The organism is Duganella rhizosphaerae, from assembly GCF_040364205.1.
Taxonomy (GTDB): Bacteria; Pseudomonadota; Gammaproteobacteria; order Burkholderiales; family Burkholderiaceae_D; genus Rugamonas; species Rugamonas rhizosphaerae.
This window is the reverse complement of record NZ_BPWK01000012.1, coordinates 175,345-193,329: the sequence shown is the minus strand read 5'-3', so window position 1 is coordinate 193,329 and position 17,985 is coordinate 175,345. Positions and strand designations below refer to the sequence as shown.

The 17,985-nt window shown below is 63.6% G+C and carries 14 protein-coding genes and 1 other RNA gene; 10 read left to right on the top strand and 5 right to left on the bottom strand.

What is annotated here, in order from left to right:
• Positions 1 to 11: 11 nt before the first annotated feature.
• Positions 12 to 2,558, bottom strand: coding sequence for a beta-galactosidase (locus RUGAMON1_RS23510; protein WP_445232804.1), 2,547 nt, complete (start codon positions 2,556 to 2,558; stop codon positions 12 to 14).
• 2 nt (positions 2,559 to 2,560) lie between these two features.
• The gene (gene dgoD / locus RUGAMON1_RS23505; RefSeq protein WP_445232803.1) at positions 2,561 to 3,709 is read right to left on the bottom strand and encodes a galactonate dehydratase; all 1,149 of its coding nucleotides are present in this window, start codon (positions 3,707 to 3,709) and stop codon (positions 2,561 to 2,563) included.
• 220 nt (positions 3,710 to 3,929) lie between these two features.
• Here dgoD and RUGAMON1_RS23500 point away from each other — a divergent pair, with 220 nt between their 5' ends.
• From RUGAMON1_RS23500 to RUGAMON1_RS23460, 9 genes are all read left to right on the top strand, one after another.
• Entirely contained in the window at positions 3,930 to 4,865 is a 936-nt protein-coding gene (locus tag RUGAMON1_RS23500) for an SMP-30/gluconolactonase/LRE family protein (RefSeq protein WP_445232802.1), read from the top strand.
• A gap of 48 nt (positions 4,866 to 4,913) precedes the next feature.
• Positions 4,914 to 5,876 (top strand): LysR substrate-binding domain-containing protein, encoded by a 963-nt coding sequence (locus RUGAMON1_RS23495; RefSeq protein WP_116990545.1) that lies wholly within the window; start codon positions 4,914 to 4,916, stop codon positions 5,874 to 5,876.
• Between the two features lie 141 nt (positions 5,877 to 6,017).
• Positions 6,018 to 8,612 carry a TonB-dependent receptor gene (locus RUGAMON1_RS23490; protein ID WP_445232801.1) on the top strand — a complete coding sequence of 865 codons (2,595 nt, stop codon included), beginning with the start codon at positions 6,018 to 6,020 and terminating at the stop codon, positions 8,610 to 8,612.
• 81 nt (positions 8,613 to 8,693) lie between these two features.
• Positions 8,694 to 11,543, top strand: a complete 2,850-nt coding sequence (galA, locus tag RUGAMON1_RS23485; RefSeq protein ID WP_445232800.1) for a beta-galactosidase GalA — start codon at positions 8,694 to 8,696, stop codon at positions 11,541 to 11,543.
• 44 nt (positions 11,544 to 11,587) lie between these two features.
• Positions 11,588 to 11,902: a hypothetical protein gene (locus RUGAMON1_RS23480; protein ID WP_445232799.1), complete on the top strand. Its 315-nt coding sequence runs from the start codon at positions 11,588 to 11,590 to the stop codon at positions 11,900 to 11,902.
• Positions 11,899 to 12,210: a cell division protein ZapA gene (locus RUGAMON1_RS23475; RefSeq protein WP_445232798.1), complete on the top strand. Its 312-nt coding sequence runs from the start codon at positions 11,899 to 11,901 to the stop codon at positions 12,208 to 12,210. Before RUGAMON1_RS23480 ends, RUGAMON1_RS23475 begins: the two co-directional genes overlap by 4 nt.
• A 46-nt stretch (positions 12,211 to 12,256) precedes the next feature.
• A non-coding RNA gene (ssrS, locus tag RUGAMON1_RS23470) (6S RNA) lies at positions 12,257 to 12,437 on the top strand.
• A 77-nt stretch (positions 12,438 to 12,514) separates the two neighbouring features.
• Entirely contained in the window at positions 12,515 to 12,982 is a 468-nt protein-coding gene (locus tag RUGAMON1_RS23465; protein ID WP_445232797.1) for an EVE domain-containing protein, read from the top strand.
• On the top strand, positions 12,982 to 13,800 hold the full coding sequence (locus tag RUGAMON1_RS23460; RefSeq protein ID WP_445232796.1) for a sulfite exporter TauE/SafE family protein: 819 nt from the start codon (positions 12,982 to 12,984) through the stop codon (positions 13,798 to 13,800). The genes RUGAMON1_RS23465 and RUGAMON1_RS23460 overlap by 1 nt, the downstream gene beginning before the upstream one ends.
• On the opposite strand, the gene lgt is transcribed toward RUGAMON1_RS23460, so the two are convergent.
• The gene (gene lgt, locus RUGAMON1_RS23455) at positions 13,792 to 14,643 is read right to left on the bottom strand and encodes a prolipoprotein diacylglyceryl transferase (protein WP_445232795.1); all 852 of its coding nucleotides are present in this window, start codon (positions 14,641 to 14,643) and stop codon (positions 13,792 to 13,794) included. The two genes, RUGAMON1_RS23460 and lgt, sit on opposite strands and share 9 nt — an antisense overlap.
• Positions 14,637 to 15,533, bottom strand: a complete 897-nt coding sequence (locus RUGAMON1_RS23450) for a LysR family transcriptional regulator (protein WP_445232794.1) — start codon at positions 15,531 to 15,533, stop codon at positions 14,637 to 14,639. Before RUGAMON1_RS23450 ends, lgt begins: the two co-directional genes overlap by 7 nt.
• A gap of 146 nt (positions 15,534 to 15,679) precedes the next feature.
• Between RUGAMON1_RS23450 and ilvD the strand changes: the two genes are divergently transcribed.
• Entirely contained in the window at positions 15,680 to 17,542 is a 1,863-nt protein-coding gene (gene ilvD, locus RUGAMON1_RS23445) for a dihydroxy-acid dehydratase (RefSeq protein ID WP_332853174.1), read from the top strand.
• A gap of 106 nt (positions 17,543 to 17,648) precedes the next feature.
• Here the strand turns inward: ilvD and RUGAMON1_RS23440 are convergent, their stop codons facing one another.
• The gene (locus RUGAMON1_RS23440) at positions 17,649 to 17,870 is read right to left on the bottom strand and encodes a TIGR04438 family Trp-rich protein (RefSeq protein WP_332853173.1); all 222 of its coding nucleotides are present in this window, start codon (positions 17,868 to 17,870) and stop codon (positions 17,649 to 17,651) included.
• Positions 17,871 to 17,985 lie beyond the last annotated feature (115 nt).

Below are 17,985 nucleotides of genomic sequence, written 5' to 3'. Positions count from 1 at the left end.
TGTTTTTTTGTTTATGGCGTAACGCGCAGCTGATACACGGGTATCACGCTGACGCTGCGCACGGCGGCTATTTGGGCCTGGCCTGCAAAGTCGGGTCTCGCCTCTTTGGGCAAGTAGATTGGTGCGTCGGCCCGCAACGGCAGTACGGAGACGGTCAGCGGCTGGTCGAGCAGGGCGCTGGCCTGGCGCAGGCCGAACTGCCATTGGTAGCCGCTGTAGTACCAGTCGTCCAGCATACGGGTGCCCGAGTACAGGCGGCCGATGTCGCCGACGAAGTCGATTTGCAGCAGGGCGTCATCCAGCCCGCGCAGTTGTTCGCGTGGGACGTTGATCTGCCACGCGCCTGCGGCCTTGAAGTTTTCCGGCAGCGGCTGCACGGCGGCCTTGGCGCCGCCGCCGATGACGATAGGTGCCGCTTCTTGCGCCGCGCGCGTCGGCGTGACGGTTGCTTTCAGATCGCGGACAGGCAGTTCAGCCTCGAATGCCTGGAAGATGCCGTCGTTGCCGGCAGCGCGCAGCGCGACGCTCACACTGGTCGCGGCTGCGGCAGTGGTCCATGCCTGGGCTGCGGTGCTTGCCTTCGGCTGGCCACTCAACGCAGGATAAACGGCGAAGCGGAACTTGTTGCTGCCTGCAGAGCGCATTTGCAACGCGCCGTCGGCGATGTAGGCCTGCTGGCCGCTCAGGATCAGACGGCGCTGGCCGCCCAGCTCCGCCACGCTCAGTTGCTGCGATTGTTCGGCTGTCAGCACGACGATGGTCAGCGGCCGTTTGCCGGCACGCTGCACCGTCAGCGCTGCGTTGGCGCCGGGTTGCACGCCGCTGAGCAGTGCGTGGCCACCGGTTACTGCAAGCTGTCCGCTGCCGGCGTGGATCTGCGGTGCGAGCGCGGCGTCGAACGCCAGCTCCACCGGCACGCCGGCGCTGGCGCCGAACACCGCCACCACCCCGGCCTTGCCCTGGTCGAGCAAAGCCAATGGCTGCGCCGTGGCGTAGGCGAGGTTGACGCCGTCGAGATCAAGGTTCAGCGGCCAGATAAAGTATGCGCCGTCGGCGATATCGACCGGCGTGGCTGGCAGCGTGATCGTCTGGCCCGGCAGCTTGACCGAGAACTGTGTGGCTTGCTGCGCCGCCATCGGGTATTGGCGCACGTGGTTGTTCACGAACAGGAAACCGTGATCGCCTTCGCTGCGCACGGCAAAGCGCGCCGTCTTCAGGTCGTCCGGCGTGGCGGGAGAGGCGTCCGGCTTACGCACCGTCATCGGCGCCAGGCGGGAACCGAAATCGTGCAGGAACAGATGGAAGGGCCGCAGCTTCTCCAGCACCTTGCGCTGCTGGCCGTCCGGCCCAAGCGGGGCCTGGAAGTCGTAGCTGATCATGGTGGTGTCGTTGTAGCCGCCGCTGAGGGTACTCTCTTCCATCGAGGTGCCGCCCAGGCCAGTCGGATTGCGGCCGCCGTGGAACATGTAGTAGCCCATCAGGTTCACGCCGGAACCCAGCTGCACCGGCAGCATCGACGCGATATCGTCCGCCGAAACCACCGTGCGGCGGCGGTACATGAACGGCAGGCCCGCGCCATATTCGGCGCCGAGGAAAGGCGTCACGTCCTTGTCCGTCTCCGCCGTGCCGGGCGCATGGGCGGCGGTCTGCGCACCCAGGTCGCCGCTGACGCGGGTGTCGAACCTGAAGGCGTAAGTCTCTTTCGGCGGCAGCTCTTTGGTGCTGGTGCCCCAGGGTTCGTCGGGATAGCCGCCGAACACCGGCGTCACTTCGCCGCTTGGATAGATGGTGCCGTCCCAGCCGGTGACGGTGTAGTAGGGCACATCCATGCCCGCCTTCAGCGCCAGCTTCTTCAACGCGGCGATGTGCGCCGCGCCCTTGCCGGGGCCATCGATGTTGTATTCGTTTTCCAGCTGGATGCCGATCACGGGGCCGCCATCCTTCCACAGCTGGCCCTTGAGCTGCGCGCCGATCTGCGCGTACAGCTTCTCCACCAGCGCCATGTATTGCGGATCGTTGGAGCGGGTCGGCATGGCGTTGACCACCCAATCCGGTACGCCGCCGTAGCGCACTTCCGCATGCGCCCACGGGCCTACGCGCACCACCACGTCCAGCCCGGCCTTGGCGGCCAGCTGCACGTAGCGGCGCAGGTCGCGGTTGCCCTGCCAGTCGAATTTACCCGCCACTTCTTCGTGGTGGTTCCACATCACGTAACTGGTGACGATGTCGATGCCGGCGGCCTTCATCTTGCGCAGCTCCGCTTCCCATTGCGAGGCGGGCGTGCGGCTGTAGTGGAACTCGCCCATCACCGGCAGCCACGGCGCGCCGTTGCGGGTCAGGTAGCGGGCGTTGGCGCCCAGCCTGTCTCCGTTGGGCGCGACGGAGCTGCCCATGCGCAGCGCAGCCGCTTTTGGTGCGGGCGTGGCTGCGCTGGCGTCGATGGACAACATCGTATCGGCGCTGGCGGCGCCTGCCAGGACGCCCGCGATCAGCACGGCGATCGAATGGCGGCGCAACAAAAAGGGCATGGAGGGCATGTAGGGCATGTGGTCTGCCATGCTTACCACTCGGCGACGCTGCCGTCGGCGTGACGCCACACCGGGTTGCGCCAGTCGGGCGCATTTTTGCTGGCTGCGATCACGCGTTCTTCATCGACTTCCACGCCCAGGCCTGGCTTGGTCAGCGGTTTCATGTAGCCGTCGGTGATGCGGAAGTCTTCCTTGTTGAGGACATAGTCGAGCAGCTCGCCGCCCTTGTTGTAGTGAATGCCCATGCTCTGCTCCTGCAGCACCGCGTTGTAGGACACAAAGTCCACGCTCAGGCAGGCCGCCAGCGCGACAGGGCCAAGAGGGCAGTGCGGCGCCAGTGCGATGTCGTAGGCTTCCGCCATCGAGGCGATCTTCAGGCACTCGGTGATGCCGCCCGCATGCGACAGGTCCGGCTGCACGATGGACAGGCCGCCGGCGTGGAACACGTTCTTGAATTCGAAGCGCGAGTACATGCGTTCGCCGGCCGCCAGCGGAATCGACGTGGTCTCGGCCAGGCGCGGATAGTATTCGGCTTGCTCGGCCAGTACCGGCTCTTCGACGAACAGAGGGCGATATGGCTCCAGCTCGCGCAGCAGAACCTTGGCCATCGGCGCGGCCACGCGGCCGTGGAAGTCCAGGCCGAACTCGATGCTGTTGCCGAAGGCGGCGCGGATTTCAGCGACACGCTCGACCGCCTTGTCGACGGCGGCGGCGGTATCCAGCATGCCCAGTTCCTCGGTGGCGTTCATCTTGAAGGTGTCGAAGCCGCCTTCGCGCAGCTTGCTGATGTGCTCAATGATGTCGGAAGGGCGGTCGCCGCCCACCCAGCTGTACATCTTCATGCGGTCGCGTACCAGGCCGCCCAGCAGCTCGTAGACCGGCTTGCCCATCACCTTGCCCTTGATGTCCCACAGCGCCTGGTCGATGCCGGCGATGGCGCTCATCGTGATGGCGCCGCCGCGATAGAAGCCGGCGCGGTACATGGTTTGCCACAGGTCGTTGATGCGGGCCGGGTCCTGGCCGATCAGGTACGGTTCCATTTCCTGCACCGCCGTCTCCACGGTGCGTGCGCGGCCTTCGATGACCGGTTCGCCCCAGCCGACGACGCCTTCATCGGTTTCGATCTTGAGCAGCATCCAGCGCGGTGGTACACGGTAGGTCGTCAGTTTGATGATTTTCATAGGTGTGGAGAGTAAGTTCAGGAACAGCGTCCAGTCTAAGCCTGCCAGTTAGACTGGAAATATGATTAATTCGTAAGTAGGCATATCAATATCGCATAGCTAGGGCGGGGCTTCGCAGGTATTCGATATCGGCATGCCAGCGGGCGATTTATTCATATCTGCGAGGGGAAAGGTCCACTTAGACTGGTGCGGTCACGTCATCTATCTGGAGCCCCTCAGCATGAGCCAACTCAGTACGCCCCTCGCTACCACGCCCGGCGTTATGCTGGTACGCGTCGGCCAGGCCGCATGCGCGCTGCGCTGGGACGCCCAGGCGGCCTGCTGGCGCTGGCCGGACCCGCAGGGCAGCCAGCTCTATGCCTGGCCAGCGCAGGACAGCATGCCGAGCGGCGTGCGCCTGCTGGAAAGCGCTGGCCTGATCGCGTGCTGCCGTTCCGGGCGGGTGCTGCTCGGGTTGGGCAAGCGCCTCGGCATGGTGGAGCTGACGGCCGCCGGCCAGTCCGGCCGCCCGCTGCAGGCGCAGGTGCTGGCGACCATCGACGCCGCCGAAGCGCGCACCGTCATCAGTGACGGACGCACCGACCGGCAGGGGAATTTTGTCTTTGGTACCGCTAACACCGGCGCCGACCAGCGGCCTATCGGCAGCTTTTACCAGTATTCGACGCGCCACGGATTGCGCCGACTGGCCTTGCCGGTGGTGGTCACGGCGCGTAGCATCGCCTTCAGCGTGGACGGCGCGCGCATGTACTTCGCCGACGCCATCAGGGGCGACATCATGCAATGCACGTACGACGCGGAGCGCGCCAAGGTAAGCGATGTGCGCACGTTTGCTTCGATGCCGGCGCCGGCGCCGGAGCGGGGCGCGGCCACCGTCGACAGCGCGGGCATGCTGTGGAGCGTGCAGGGCGGGGCGGTGGCGCAGTACGACGCCGACGGCCATCCACGCCAGCGCATCGAACTGGCGCGCGAGCCCGTGGCCAGCATGGCCTTCGGCGGCGCCGACTTGAAGAGGTTGCTGTTGTTGGGCGCGCGCGGCGGCCTGTATGGACTGCCGCCTGGCGTGGCCGAGGGGCTGGCGCCGGGCGTGGTCGACACCCCGTTCGACGACGGCCCCGCCGCAGTCGCCGATTCCCAACGTCCGCGCCACGGTGATTGACGCTACATCGGCGCGCCCTTATGATGGGCGATCCAGAAAATCACCCCTATGACCGATTCAAGCTCCGATCGCTTCGTCCGCTCCCACCTGAAAACCCGCCATTTGGTGTTGTTGGTCGAATTGGGCCGGCACGGATCGATTGCACACGCAGCGCAAGCCGCCAACCTGACCCAACCCGGTGCGTCCAAATTATTGGGCGAGCTTGAACACGCGCTCGGCGTTCAGTTGTTCGAACGCCTGTCGCGCGGCGTCGCCCCGACCTGGTACGGGAAAGTACTGATACGCCGCGCCGGTGCGGCGTTGGCGGAGATGGACGCGGCACACCAGGAAGTGATGGAGCTGCTGTCCGGCTTGCGCGGACGCGTGGGCATAGGCACCGTGCTGGCGCCGGCCACCGGCCTGGTGCCGAAAGCGATCAACCTGCTGAAATCGCGCCACTCGCGGGTGCATGTCTCGGTCAGCATGTCGACCAGTAAAGCGCTGGTGGAACGCCTGCGCAGCGGCGAGTTGGATCTGGTGGTGGGCCGCATTCTCGACACGGCGGCCGCCGACGAACTCAATTTCGAACCGCTGACCGATGAACCGCACCTGCTGATCGCGGGCGCCGGTCATCCGCTGGCCGGACGCACCGACCTGAAATTGGAAGACCTGATGGAGCAGTGCTGGATACTGCCGCCCGCCGGCAGCATCCTGCGCGACCGCTTGACGGCGCTGTTCCTTTCTCACGGTTTGGAGCAGCCCGCGGAAACCGTCGAGACCCTCGATTTGCCCGTCGTTGCCAGCCTCCTCATGAGCAATGACATGATCGTCGCGCTGCCTGCGGACGCGGTGCAGCCGTATCTGGAGGCAGGCCTGATGACGGTGCTGCCGTTCGACCTGGGCGTCAGCATGGATTCGTTCGGCATTGTGACGCGCAAACGACACCAGCTCTCGCCTGGCGCCGATGCGATGCTGCTCGCGCTGCGCGATGCCGCAGCCGCCATCTACCCTCACTATCGCCGGCCTGCGTAAGCCTTCGTGGGCTTGATATACGAACTTGGTATGGCCCGCACTCAATAAGCTATTGGAAGTGCTTCTTTCGTTTCGCTAGCATCCAGTTATTCGTCCTAGTCGTTAATCAGAGACGAAACCAAAACAACACTGGAGATGCACATGAAGCACAAAAAAATGAGCTGGCTCATCGCCACGCTTTTCACGTCCCCTATGCTGGTCCAACAAGCGCTTGCCCAGGAAGCCGCAGCCGCAGCTGATATCCAACAAGTAAACGTCACCGGCATCCGTGCCTCGGTGCGCAACGCGTTGGCAGCGAAGGAGGCTTCGAACAGCATCGTGGAAGTGATCTCGTCGGAAGACATCGGCAAGCTGCCGGACACCACCATCGCCGAATCGCTGGCGCGTCTGCCGGGCATGTCGTCCGGCCTGGATCGCGGCAACGCCAGCCAGATCGTCGCGCGCGGCATGGGCCCGCGCTTCATCGGCGCCACGTTGAACGGCCGCGAGCTGGCCTCGTCGGAGCCTAACCGCGCCGTGCGTTTCGAGCAGTTCCCATCGGAGTCGCTGAGCGGCGCCACCATCTACAAGACGCAGAACGCCGAACTGGCCGAAGGCGGCATCGCCACCACCATCGACCTGCAAACCGTCTCGCCGCTGAAGTATTCGGGCCGCCAGGTTTCGCTGAAGGCGGACGCGTTGTACTATGCGCTGGCCAAGGACATTGGCGGCGCCGACAAGACCGCGCCGCGCCTGGGTGGTGTCTACATCGACCAGTTCAACAACAAGACGCTGGGTGTGGCGCTGGCCGCCAGCTACCAGGACCAGCCTTCGCTGCAAAAGAACGTGCGCCACTGGGGCTTCAATGAAGACCACTCGGCTGACCTGAACGGCGACGGCAAAGTAGACAAGACGCCGTGGGGCTTCCAGGATGAAGTCAAACGCGGCAAGGACAAGCGTACCAGCGTTCTTGGCAAGGTCGAATGGAAACCGTCCAACGATGTGCTGATCACCGCCGACAGCTACTACGCCAAGGCCGCGATCCGCGAGCCGGGCCTGCAGCACTGGACCGGCGACCTGGGTAACTGGGACGGCTACGAGTCGGGCAACTTCAGCAACCTCGATATCCGCAACGGCTACGTCGCCGGCGGCACGCTGAAGAACGTCGGCGTGGTCACCAACGACTACCTGTGGATACAGGACACCAGCGTTGCCGCCAGCGGCATCAATGGCAAGTTCAACGTCGGCGACTGGAAGGTGGAAAGCGATCTGTCGACTTCGCACGCGATGCGCAGCAGCCAGTGGCGCGACGTGCGCCAGTATTCGAACAACCCGACCACGATCACCTGGGACTTCACCGGTAACGAGAACCAGAGCTACAACTTTGGCATGGACACCGGCAATCCCGCCAACTTCGGCGCGTCGACCCTGTACGTCGATACCGACGGCCACATCAAGGATTTGCTGAACGCGGTGAGCCTTAGTGCATCGCGTCCGATCGAGGGCAGCATCATCAGCCGCCTGAAGGTTGGCGTGCGCGCCACCGACCGCGAGAAGAGCTATCGCCAGACCACCTGGCAGCTCGATGCGAAGACAATTCCTGCATCGGCATACGAGACCGTCAATGTCAGCGGCTTCCCTTCATACATCGCGCTGAAGGACTTCGGCGCTTCGACCTCCGCAGCTTTCGGTCCGGATGCCTTCAACCCGAACGGCCGTCCGCAAACGCAGAACGACCTGCTGTCCGGCTGGAAGGTCAAGGAGCGCAGCACGTCGGCCTTCGTGCAGGGTGATCTGGACGGCGAAGCTTTCGGCAAGACCTATCGCGGCAACGTCGGCGTGCGTCTGGTGCACACCACGCAGACCGGCTATGGCATGCAATCGCTGAATAACCAGGCGCCGACGGCGGTGGAGGGCGGCACCTCCTACAACGAGATCCTGCCTAGCCTTAACCTGATCTTCAACATGGACGAGGCGCAGGAACGCCAGGTGCGCTTCAGCGTGGCGCGCGCCATGTCGCGGGCGCCGCTGGACGAGATGCGTTCCTCGCGCAACCTGAACGTGGTGGCGGATACCACCCAGCCGATCAGCGGCAGCGCAGGTAATCCGGAACTGAAGCCGATGATGGCCAACCAGGTCGACCTGGCTTACCAGTGGTACTTCGGCAAAGGCTCGCTGCTGTCGGCTGGTGCGTTCTACAAGAAGGTTTCGCGCTACATCGCCATCACCAGCGACAGCACCACTGTCAATGGCCGTCCTGCCACCATTACCCGTTCGGTCAACGGTGACGGCGGCGATATCCGCGGCGTGGAGCTGGTGTACCAGCAGGCCTTTACTTCGCTGCCTGCGCCGTTCGATGGTCTGGGCATCGCCAGCAACTACGCCTACACCACCAGTAACATCCGCGAAAAAACGCCGACCGTGAATCCTTATCCGATCGAAGGTCTGATGAAGAGCAACGGCGGCGTAACGCTGTGGTACGAGAAGGCCGGTTACGAGGCGCGCATCTCCGCCAACTACCACAGTGCCTTCGTGCGTAATCCAACCTGGGGCGCCGGCCAGCTGATCGAGAACGAAGCCGAAACCTATGTGACGCTGAACCTGGCCAAGCAATTGACGCCGAATGTCCAGCTGCGCTTCGGCATCGACAACCTGACCAACCAGAAGGCCGTCTATACCAGCTCGAACATCCCTGTGCAGCAGGAAGTGACCGAGTTTGGCCGCCGCTTCAACCTGGGCCTGTCGTTCAAGCTGTAATCTGCTTATCTGTTTTTATCGTGGTTTTAGCGGAGCGGTGCGTGATGGCGCTGCTCCGTTTTTTTATTAAGGGGGCGCGGATTGAAATCGACCACATTCAACTGGCGGCGGCTGTGTTCCGCCGTTCTTCTGCTGACGGCCTGCGTGGCTGCGCAGGCTGCAACGCCGGGGCGTGAGCGCTTGTCGCTGGATCGCGGCTGGCTGTTCCACCTGGGCGACATCGTCCAGCCGCCGATCAAGGGGCATGGCGAATCCTACGGCAACGCCAAGGCCGGCAACGCCGCCGGCGCGGCCGGTACTGAATACGACGATTCCGACTGGCGCCACCTGGACCTGCCGCATGACTGGGCGGTTGAAGGTCCGTTCGATCCCAACGCGAACGTCTCGCAGGGCTATCGTCCGCGCGGCATCGGCTGGTACAGGCGCTATCTGCGCGTGGATGCGGCCGATCGCGGCCGCCACTTCGAATTGCAGTTTGACGCCATCGCCACCCACGCCACCGTTTGGGTGAACGGCAATGTGGTCAATCGCAACTGGTCCGGCTACAACTCCAGCTATATCGACATCACGCCCTACCTGCGCTATGGCGATGCGATGAACACCATCGCCATCCGCGCCGATGCGGAGGCCATGGAGGGCTGGTGGTATGAGGGGGCTGGCATGTATCGCCATGCGTGGCTGGTCAAGCGCGATCCCGTGCATGTCGTGACTGATGGCGTGCATGCGACGCCCCGGCCGCCATCGGGCAAGGGCAATCAGTGGACTATTCCGGTGGAGGTCACGCTGAACAACAGCGGCAAGCAGGCCAGCGGCGTGACGGTGGAAGTGTCGGTATTCGACCCTGCCGGCAAGCAGGTGGCACGCCAGAGCGCGGCTGCGCGCGTGACGGCGCTGGGCACGAATACGGTGCAGGTGCCGCTGGCTATCGCCAATCCGGCTTTGTGGTCGCTGGAGAAAACCAATCTGTATCGCGTGACGACGCGCGTTCTGCAGGATGGCAAGCCGCTCGATGAGGTATCGCTGAATACCGGCTTCCGTACCATTCGCTTCGATGCGGCGCAGGGCTTCTTCCTCAACGGCGTGCATGTGAAGTTACAGGGTGTTTGCATCCACCAGGATCATGCCGGTGTCGGCGTGGCCGTGCCGGACTCCGTATGGGAGTATCGTCTGCGCCGGCTGAAGGAGCTTGGCGTGAACGCGATTCGCTTCTCGCATAACGCGCCCGCGGCCGAGGTGCTGGACCTGGTGGATCGCATGGGTTTCGTCGTGATGGACGAGAACCGCAACTTCAATCCATCGCCGGACTATATGCGGCAGCTGGAGTGGATGGTCAAGCGCGACCGCCATCATCCGGGCGTAATCCTGTGGTCGGTATTTAACGAGGAGCCGGAGCAGGCCACCGAAGTGGGCTACGAAATGGTGCGCCGCATGTCGGCGACCGTGAAGGCGCTGGACGATACCCGTCCCGTCACGGCGGCGATGAACGGCGGCTTCCTGACTGCCTTGAACGTTTCGCATGCGGTGGACGTGGTGGGTTCCAATTACCAGGTGCCCGATTACGACCGCTATCACAAGGCCAATCCCAACAAGCCATTCACCAGCTCCGAAGACACGTCGGCCTATATGACGCGCGGCGAGTTCAAGACTGTCCGCGAGAAGAACCTGATCGCCAGCTACGACGACGATGCGGCGGAGTGGGGCAACACCCATCGCGACGCCTGGCAGGCAATCGCCACGCGGCCATATGTGGCGGGTGGCTTCGTCTGGACCGGTTTCGATTACCGTGGCGAGCCGACGCCGAACGAATGGCCGTCGGTCAGCTCGGTGTTCGGCATCATGGACCTGAATGGCTTCCCGAAGAACGCCTATTACATCCATCAGGTACAGTGGATCAAGGACCGTCCGCTGATCTACATCGCGCCGCACTGGAACTGGAGCGGCAGCGAGGGCAAGGACATCCGCGTGATGGTGATGGCCAACGTGGAACGCGTGCTGCTGCTGCTGAACGGCCGCCTGCTGGGCGAGCAGAAAGTGGACCCGTACCGCATGAACAGCTTCAACGTCGCCTACGCGCCCGGCAAGCTGGAAGCGATCGGCTACAACGGCGGCAAGGAAGTCGCGCGCACGGCCGTCGAAACCACCGGCGCCGCCGTCACGCTGGAGCTGCTGCCGGACCGCGCGCAGTTGGCGGGCGACGGCCGCGATGCGATGCCGATCACCGTGCGCGCGCTGGATGCGCAAGGCCGCGCTGTCCCGCTGGCCGATGCGCAGGTGACGTTTGCCGTAACGGGCGGCGGCCGCTCCATCGGCCACGGCAACGGCGATCCGAACTCGCATGAGGATGAGAAGGGCGCGACGCGCCGTCTGTTCAACGGCCTGGCGCAACTGATCGTGCAGACCAGCTACGACGGCGCGGAGGCGATCGGCGTGACCGCCACGGCACCCGGCCTGGCGCCTGCTCACATCAGCATTCCGGTCAAGGCGGTTCCTGCCCGGCCCTACGTGGCGGCGGCCGAAGCGCCGTTGACCTTCGTGCGCAGCTGGCGCATCGCGCCGGACAGCGCCGAGCGTCCCGACCCGAATCAGCAGCTGGCCAGCTTCGATATGAACACCTGGGGCTGGGGTTCGCCGCCGATGATCGCGCCGGCCGCCGCGAAATATCACCTGTACCGCGCCAGCTTCACGCCGCGCAAGAATCTGGCCGACGGCAGTGGCATGATCCGCTTCGCCGGCGTGCGTGGCAAGGCGGAGGTTTGGCTGAACGGCCAGTTGGTCGGCAAGAAGGACAGCTACGCGCTGGCGGCGTTCGAGCTGCCGCTGCCGGCCGGCGTGGGCAAGCGCGAGATCAACGTGATCGTCGAGGCGGAGCCGGGTCAGGCCAGCGGCATCGAGGGCTATGTGAGTATTACGCCACGCTTGCTGGCAAAGTAGCAATTTTTGCCGCGACGTTGACAGTGAGGAAATAAATCGCGCGCTTGCCCGCCAAATATGCGGGCCGGGCGTGCGATTCGGTTGACGGCGTTCCGCGCGCTGCCTATAGTGGCGGGATGATTTCAGATTTCCAAGAACTATCCGACAAAATCGACCAGCTGGCCGAGATGACCCAGGCGCTGCGCCGGGAAAATGCACAATTGCGTCAGGCTAATGCCGCCCTCGTGGTGGAGAACATGGGCTATCAGCGCAAGTTGAGCGAGGCGGCCGGCCGCGTCGAGGCTTTGCTGGAAAAAATCCCCGCGCTCGACGGCGACGCCGAAGAGGAAGAACAGCCTGCAAACGAGGATGCACGATGATACAGCTCGATGTCACCATCATGGGTTCGCCGTATCGGCTGGTCGTCAAGGAAGGCGAGGAGCGCGCGTTGCGCGAGGCCGCGTCCTTCCTGGACAAGAAGATGACGGCGATACGCGACGGCGGTAAAGTCAAGGGCAACGATCGCATCGCCGTGATGGCGGCGCTGGGCATGGCGGCGGAGTTCCTGTCGGTGAAATCGCCGGTGGGGCCGTTGTCCGACATGTCTATACTGGAAGTGCAGACGAAGATCAGCGCCATGCACAAAGTGCTCGATAGCGCGCTGACGCCGCAAGAAACTCTGTTTTAATTCGCTAAACTCCTTCCTTTGCGGCGGACAAGAGAGTAAACTTCGTTTCACCCTGCGGTGTTCGCGATTGCCATATATTCCTTGAACCATTTATGTGCACCGGTTGCGGAATTTTGTTCGATGGGCGTGAGCGTCGCTAGTCCGATGAACCCGAAATTGAACTAACTGTGACCACCTTGAACCGTTTGGTTCGGGATGCCGGCAAAGACGGCACAGGCGGGGCCTCATTACTAAGAAGCGGTTGCAAGCATGTGAGTGCGCAGCCGCTTTTTTTCGTCTGGACGTTTTTATTGGGAGTCGCTCCATGCAATATTGGTTGATGAAATCCGAGCCTGATGAAGTGAGCATCGACGACGTCATGGCGTCGCCCGATCAGACCACGCCGTGGTTCGGCGTGCGCAACTACCAGGCGCGCAACTTCATGCGCGATGGCATGCAGGACGGCGACGGCGTGCTGTTCTACCATTCAAGTTGTCCGGAGCCCGGCATTGCCGGCCTGGCGAGGGTGGTGGGAGGCGCCTATCCCGACGCCACGCAATTCGACAAGGACAGCAAGTACTACGATCCCAAGGCCACGCCGGAGCAGCCGCGCTGGATCTCGGTCGATGTGCAGGGCACGCAGAAAACGCGGCTGCTGCCGCTGGCCGAGATGCGCACCATACCGGCGTTGGAGGATATGGTGGTGCTGCAAAAAGGCAGCCGTCTGTCGATCACGCCGGTGACGGCGGCGCAGTGGAACACCATCGTCAAGCTGCTCAAGAAAGGCGCTTGATGGATATCGGCCTGGTACTGGTCTTGCTGCTGATGGGGGCCGTGGGCGGCTTCCTGGCGGGCCTGTTGGGTATAGGCGGCGGCATGATACTGGTGCCGTTCATCACGATGATCTTCAGCGCCAAGGGCTTTCCCGACAGCGTGAACATCCATATGGCGGTGGCGACATCGCTGGGCGTGATCCTGTTCACGTCGATGTCGTCGGTGCGCGCGCATCATCTGCATGGTGCGGTGTTGTGGCGGGTGGCGCTGCTGCTGTCGCCGGGCATATTGCTCGGCGCCTGGTGCGGGCCCTGGATCGCCAAGCAAATGAGTCCTGCGGGGCAGGCGATTTTGTTCTGCGTGTTCCTGGGCTTCTCCGCGACACAGATACTGTTCGGTAAAAAGGCGGTGGTTGTGGAAGGCGTTGCGCAGCGCGGCCTGCCGGGGAACGCAGCCATGTTCGGCGCCGGTGGCGTCATCGGCCTGGTGGCGGGCTTGCTGGGTGCGGGCGGTGGCTTCCTGTCGATTCCGTTCATGACCTGGTGTAACGTCAGGATGCAGAACGCGGTGGCGACCAGCGCCGCGCTGGGCTTTCCGATCGCGCTGGCGGGCACGCTGTCGAATATCTACTATGGCTTGGGCACGCCGGACCTGCCCGAATACTCGCTGGGCTTCATCTACCTGCCGGCGTTGCTGGTGATCGCGGCGGCCAGCGTAACACTGGCGCCGCTGGGCGCCCGCACCGCACATAAGCTGCCGGTGCAGACCCTCAAGAAAATCTTCGCGGTCGTGCTCTACGGCCTGGCGGCCTACATGCTGCGCAAGGCCTTAGCGTAAGACTGGGGCGCGGCCTTTCTGTTTGACCGTGTAGGCCCATGCCAGCATCGCCAGTGCGCCGATGATCATCGGCAGCGACAGCACCTGGCCCGAGGTGATCGGCATGCCGAGGAAGGTGGTCTCCCAGTCCGGCGTGCGGAAGTATTCGGTGAAGAATCGCGCGCAGCCGTACAGCAGCGTGTACGTCGCGCCGACCGCCAGGCGCGGACGCTCCTTGCGCGCGTACAGCCACAGGATGATGAATACCACCAGGCCGTCAATCAACAGCTGATAGAGCGGCGACGGATGGCGCAAGCCTTGCAGGAACACGGGATTCGGCGACAGCGGATAGTTCGTATCCGGCCACAGCATCGCCCACGGCAGCGATTGATCGCTGACCACGCGGCCCGGCAGTTCGGCGTTGATGAAGTTGCCCAGGCGGCCGGCGGCATAACCCAGCGGCACCAGTGGCGCGATGAAGTCGTACACGTCCAGCAGATTGCGGCCGCTCTTGCGCGCCCACACGGCCATCGCGATCAGCACGCCGAGGAAGCCGCCGTGGAAGGACATGCCGCCGTGCCAGACCTTGAAGATCTCGATCGGATTGGCGAAGAAATAGCCAGGACGGTAGAACAGCACCTCGCCCATGCGGCCGCCGATCACCACGCCCAGCATGCCGTAGAACAGCATGTCGTCCAGGTCTTCCTTGCGCCACCCCTGCGCGGCGATGTGCGGCTGCTTGATGCGCACGCGCCCCAGCGTGATGAACATGGCGAAGGCGAGGACGTACATCAATCCGTACCAGTGGATCGCCACCGGCCCCAGTTGCAGGGCGATCGGGTCGGGCATCGGGTGTATCAGCATAGGGTGTTCTTTCTTAATAATTCCAAAAAGCCGCGCAGCACCGGCGAGGCATTGTCGCGCCGCCAGGCCAGGCCGGTTTCCACCAGCGGCGTGGCGTCGCGCAGCGCCCGGTATTCTACCCCGGTCCGCATCAGGTTGGACACGGACTGCGGCACCAGCGCCATGCCCATGCCCGCCGACACCAGGCTGACGATGGTCTGCATCTGGATCGCCTGCTGGCCTATCTCCGGCGTGATGCCGGCGTCGCGGAACACCGACAGGATGGCGTCGTACAAGGCTGGCGAGATCGCGCGCGGGAAGACGATCAACGGTAGCGGCGGCAGGGAGGCCAATGCCAGCTTGCCTTGCTTCTTCAGCAGGCCGGCCGGCAGGGCCAGCACCAGAGGCTCGCTCAGCACCGGCAGGTAGTCCAGCTCCAGTTTGGCCTTGTCCGGCAGCGGTGGGATCAGCAGGCCGGCGTCGATACGGTTGTTGAGCAGGTCGTCCAGTTGCAGATCCGACGTGGCTTCCTGCAGCGTGATCTGCACTTGTGGATACGCGGCGCGGTAGGCGCGCAGGAAGGGCGGCAGCACGCTGTAGTCGGCCGAAGAGATGAAGGCCAGCGTCAGCCTGCCCACCTCGCCGGCGGCGGCGCGCTGCACCAGCTGCGGCAGTTCCTGCGATTGCGCCAGTATGCGGCGCGCTTCCGGCAGCAGCGCCAGGCCGGCGGGCGTCAGCGCCACGCCACGGCGGTTGCGCTCGAACAGCGAGGCGCCCAGCAGCTCTTCCAGCGCCTGTATCGTCTGCGACAGCGGTGGCTGCGTCATGTGCAGGCGCAGCGCCGCCTTGCCGAAGTGGAGTTCCTCGGCGACGGTGACGAAATAGCGCAGTTGCCGCAGTTCCAGGTTCATATTGTTTACTATTGAAATTTTTACCAGTGATATTTTATACGACTCACAGAGTCGAAAATACTATATTTGACACCGGGGCAGGGGAAAGGCAATCTGTCATGCTACGACAGCGGTCTTAAGCCCGCCTTTATCATTGGAGAAACATCATGCCGCAATACCGTTCCCGCACCACCACCCACGGCCGCAACATGGCCGGCGCCCGCGCCCTGTGGCGCGCGACCGGCATGAAGGACGGCGACTTCGACAAACCTATCGTCGCTGTGGTGAACTCGTTCACGCAGTTCGTGCCGGGCCACGTGCACCTGAAGGACCTGGGCCAGCTGGTGGCGCGCGAGATCGAGAAGGCCGGCGGCGTGGCCAAGGAATTCAACACCATCGCCGTCGATGACGGCATCGCCATGGGCCACGGCGGCATGCTGTACTCGCTGCCGTCGCGCGACCTGATCGCCGACTCGGTCGAGTACATGGTCAACGCCCACTGCGCCGATGCGATGGTCTGCATCTCCAACTGCGACAAGATCACGCCGGGCATGCTGATGGCCGCGATGCGCCTCAACATTCCGGTGGTGTTCATCTCCGGCGGCCCGATGGAGGCGGGCAAGGTGATCAAGGTGGTCGACGGCAAACAGAAGATCATCAAGCTCGATCTGGTCGACGCCATGATCAAGGCCGGCGACCAGTCGGTCAGCGATGCGGACGTCGCCGAGATCGAACGTTCGGCATGCCCTACCTGCGGTTCGTGCTCCGGCATGTTCACCGCGAACTCGATGAACTGCCTGACCGAGGCGTTGGGCCTGGCGCTGCCGGGCAACGGCACCATCGTCGCCACCCACTCCGACCGCGAGCAGCTGTTCCTGCGCGCCGGCCGTTTGATCGTCGAACTGGCCAAGCGCCACTACGAGCAGGATGACTACTCGGTGCTGCCGCGTTCCATCGCCAGCAAGGCTGCGTTTGAAAATGCGATGGCGCTGGATGTGTCGATGGGCGGTTCCACCAACACCGTGCTGCACTTGCTGGCCGCCGCGCACGAAGCGGAAGTGGACTTCGACATGAAGGACATCGACCGCATCTCGCGCAAGGTGCCATGCCTGTGCAAGGTCGCGCCGATGACCGACAAGTACCACATCGAAGACGTGCACCGCGCCGGCGGCATCGTGGCGATCCTGGGCGAACTGGCGCGCGCCGGTTTGCTCGATACCTCGCTGCCGACCATTCACGCGCCAACCTTGGGCGATGCGATCGAACGCAACGACATCAAGCGCAGCGACGATCCGGCCGTGCACCAGCTGTTCCGCGCCGCGCCTGGCGGCGTGCCGACGCAGACGGCGTTCTCGCAATCGGAACGCTACGACGCGCTGGACACCGACCGCAGCACCGGCTGCATCCGCGACAAGGCGCACGCCTATTCGCAGGACGGCGGCCTGGCTGTCTTGTACGGCAACCTGGCGCAGAACGGCTGCATCGTGAAGACGGCCGGCGTCGATGAAAGCATTTTGAAATTCAGCGGCAAGGCGCGCGTGTTCGAGAGCCAGGACGCTGCGGTTGAGGGCATCCTTGGCGATACCGTGCATGAAGGCGATGTGGTCATCATCCGCTACGAAGGTCCGAAGGGCGGCCCTGGCATGCAGGAGATGCTGTATCCGACTTCGTACATCAAGTCCAAGGGCCTGGGCAAAGCCTGCGCGCTGCTGACGGATGGCCGCTTCTCGGGCGGTTCGTCGGGACTGGTGATCGGTCATGCTTCGCCGGAAGCGGCGGAAGGCGGCGCGATCGGCCTGGTGGAAGAGGGCGACATGATCGATATCGATATCCCGAACCGCACCATCAACCTGCGCATCAGCGATGCGGACCTGGCGGCGCGTCGCGCGGCCATGGAAGCCAAGGGCGATGCGGCGTGGAAGCCGGTCAACCGCCAGCGCTACGTGTCGCAGGCGCTGCAAGCATACGCGGCGCTGACGACGTCGGCCGACCGTGGCGCGGTGCGCGATCTGTCGCAGATCAAGCGCTGACCCCTCACCCTGAGGCTGGGGTCTGACCCCGTACGGGGTCAGGGGAGGGCTGCGCCCGCATCTCGCAGTGCGAGATGCCCCCTTCGGCCGCAGTGCGGGGTGACTGCTATTTCTTGTCGAAATTCTGCTTCACGCGCGCCTTCCGGCGCTTTTCGTCTTCGTCGTGCGCCTTGCGCTTGTCCAGGCCCAGCATCGGCTCCAGGAACTCGAACCACACGAAGGCGAACACCATCAGCCCGATAATCCACCACCAGGACAGCAGGGCGAACTTCCACACTTCAAAATACCGCAGCCCGCACAGGGCCAAGATCACCAAGATGATAGGCATGATGTGTTCCTCCAGTTACGTCATCTTACAAAGAAAATGGCTTTACGGGCAGCAATATTCTATTATTGGTCAACGGGCATATGCGGTATGGCGTTTAATGTGCACTGGGAAAACA

Excerpts from the sequence above, each read along its gene's own strand:
- RUGAMON1_RS23500 (WP_445232802.1), top strand. The coding sequence starts at position 3,930 with ATGAGCCAACTCAGTACGCCCCTCGCTACCACGCCCGGCGTTATGCTG.
- ilvD (WP_332853174.1), top strand. The coding sequence starts at position 15,680 with ATGCCGCAATACCGTTCCCGCACCACCACCCACGGCCGCAACATGGCC.
- lgt (WP_445232795.1), bottom strand. The coding sequence starts at position 14,643 with ATGCTGATACACCCGATGCCCGACCCGATCGCCCTGCAACTGGGGCCG.
- RUGAMON1_RS23460 (WP_445232796.1), top strand. The coding sequence starts at position 12,982 with ATGGATATCGGCCTGGTACTGGTCTTGCTGCTGATGGGGGCCGTGGGC.
- RUGAMON1_RS23440 (WP_332853173.1), bottom strand. The coding sequence starts at position 17,870 with ATGCCTATCATCTTGGTGATCTTGGCCCTGTGCGGGCTGCGGTATTTT.
- RUGAMON1_RS23510 (WP_445232804.1), bottom strand. The coding sequence starts at position 2,558 with ATGGCAGACCACATGCCCTACATGCCCTCCATGCCCTTTTTGTTGCGC.
- RUGAMON1_RS23465 (WP_445232797.1), top strand. The coding sequence starts at position 12,515 with ATGCAATATTGGTTGATGAAATCCGAGCCTGATGAAGTGAGCATCGAC.
- RUGAMON1_RS23490 (WP_445232801.1), top strand. The coding sequence starts at position 6,018 with ATGAAGCACAAAAAAATGAGCTGGCTCATCGCCACGCTTTTCACGTCC.
- RUGAMON1_RS23475 (WP_445232798.1), top strand. The coding sequence starts at position 11,899 with ATGATACAGCTCGATGTCACCATCATGGGTTCGCCGTATCGGCTGGTC.
- RUGAMON1_RS23450 (WP_445232794.1), bottom strand. The coding sequence starts at position 15,533 with ATGAACCTGGAACTGCGGCAACTGCGCTATTTCGTCACCGTCGCCGAG.
- dgoD (WP_445232803.1), bottom strand. The coding sequence starts at position 3,709 with ATGAAAATCATCAAACTGACGACCTACCGTGTACCACCGCGCTGGATG.
- RUGAMON1_RS23495 (WP_116990545.1), top strand. The coding sequence starts at position 4,914 with ATGACCGATTCAAGCTCCGATCGCTTCGTCCGCTCCCACCTGAAAACC.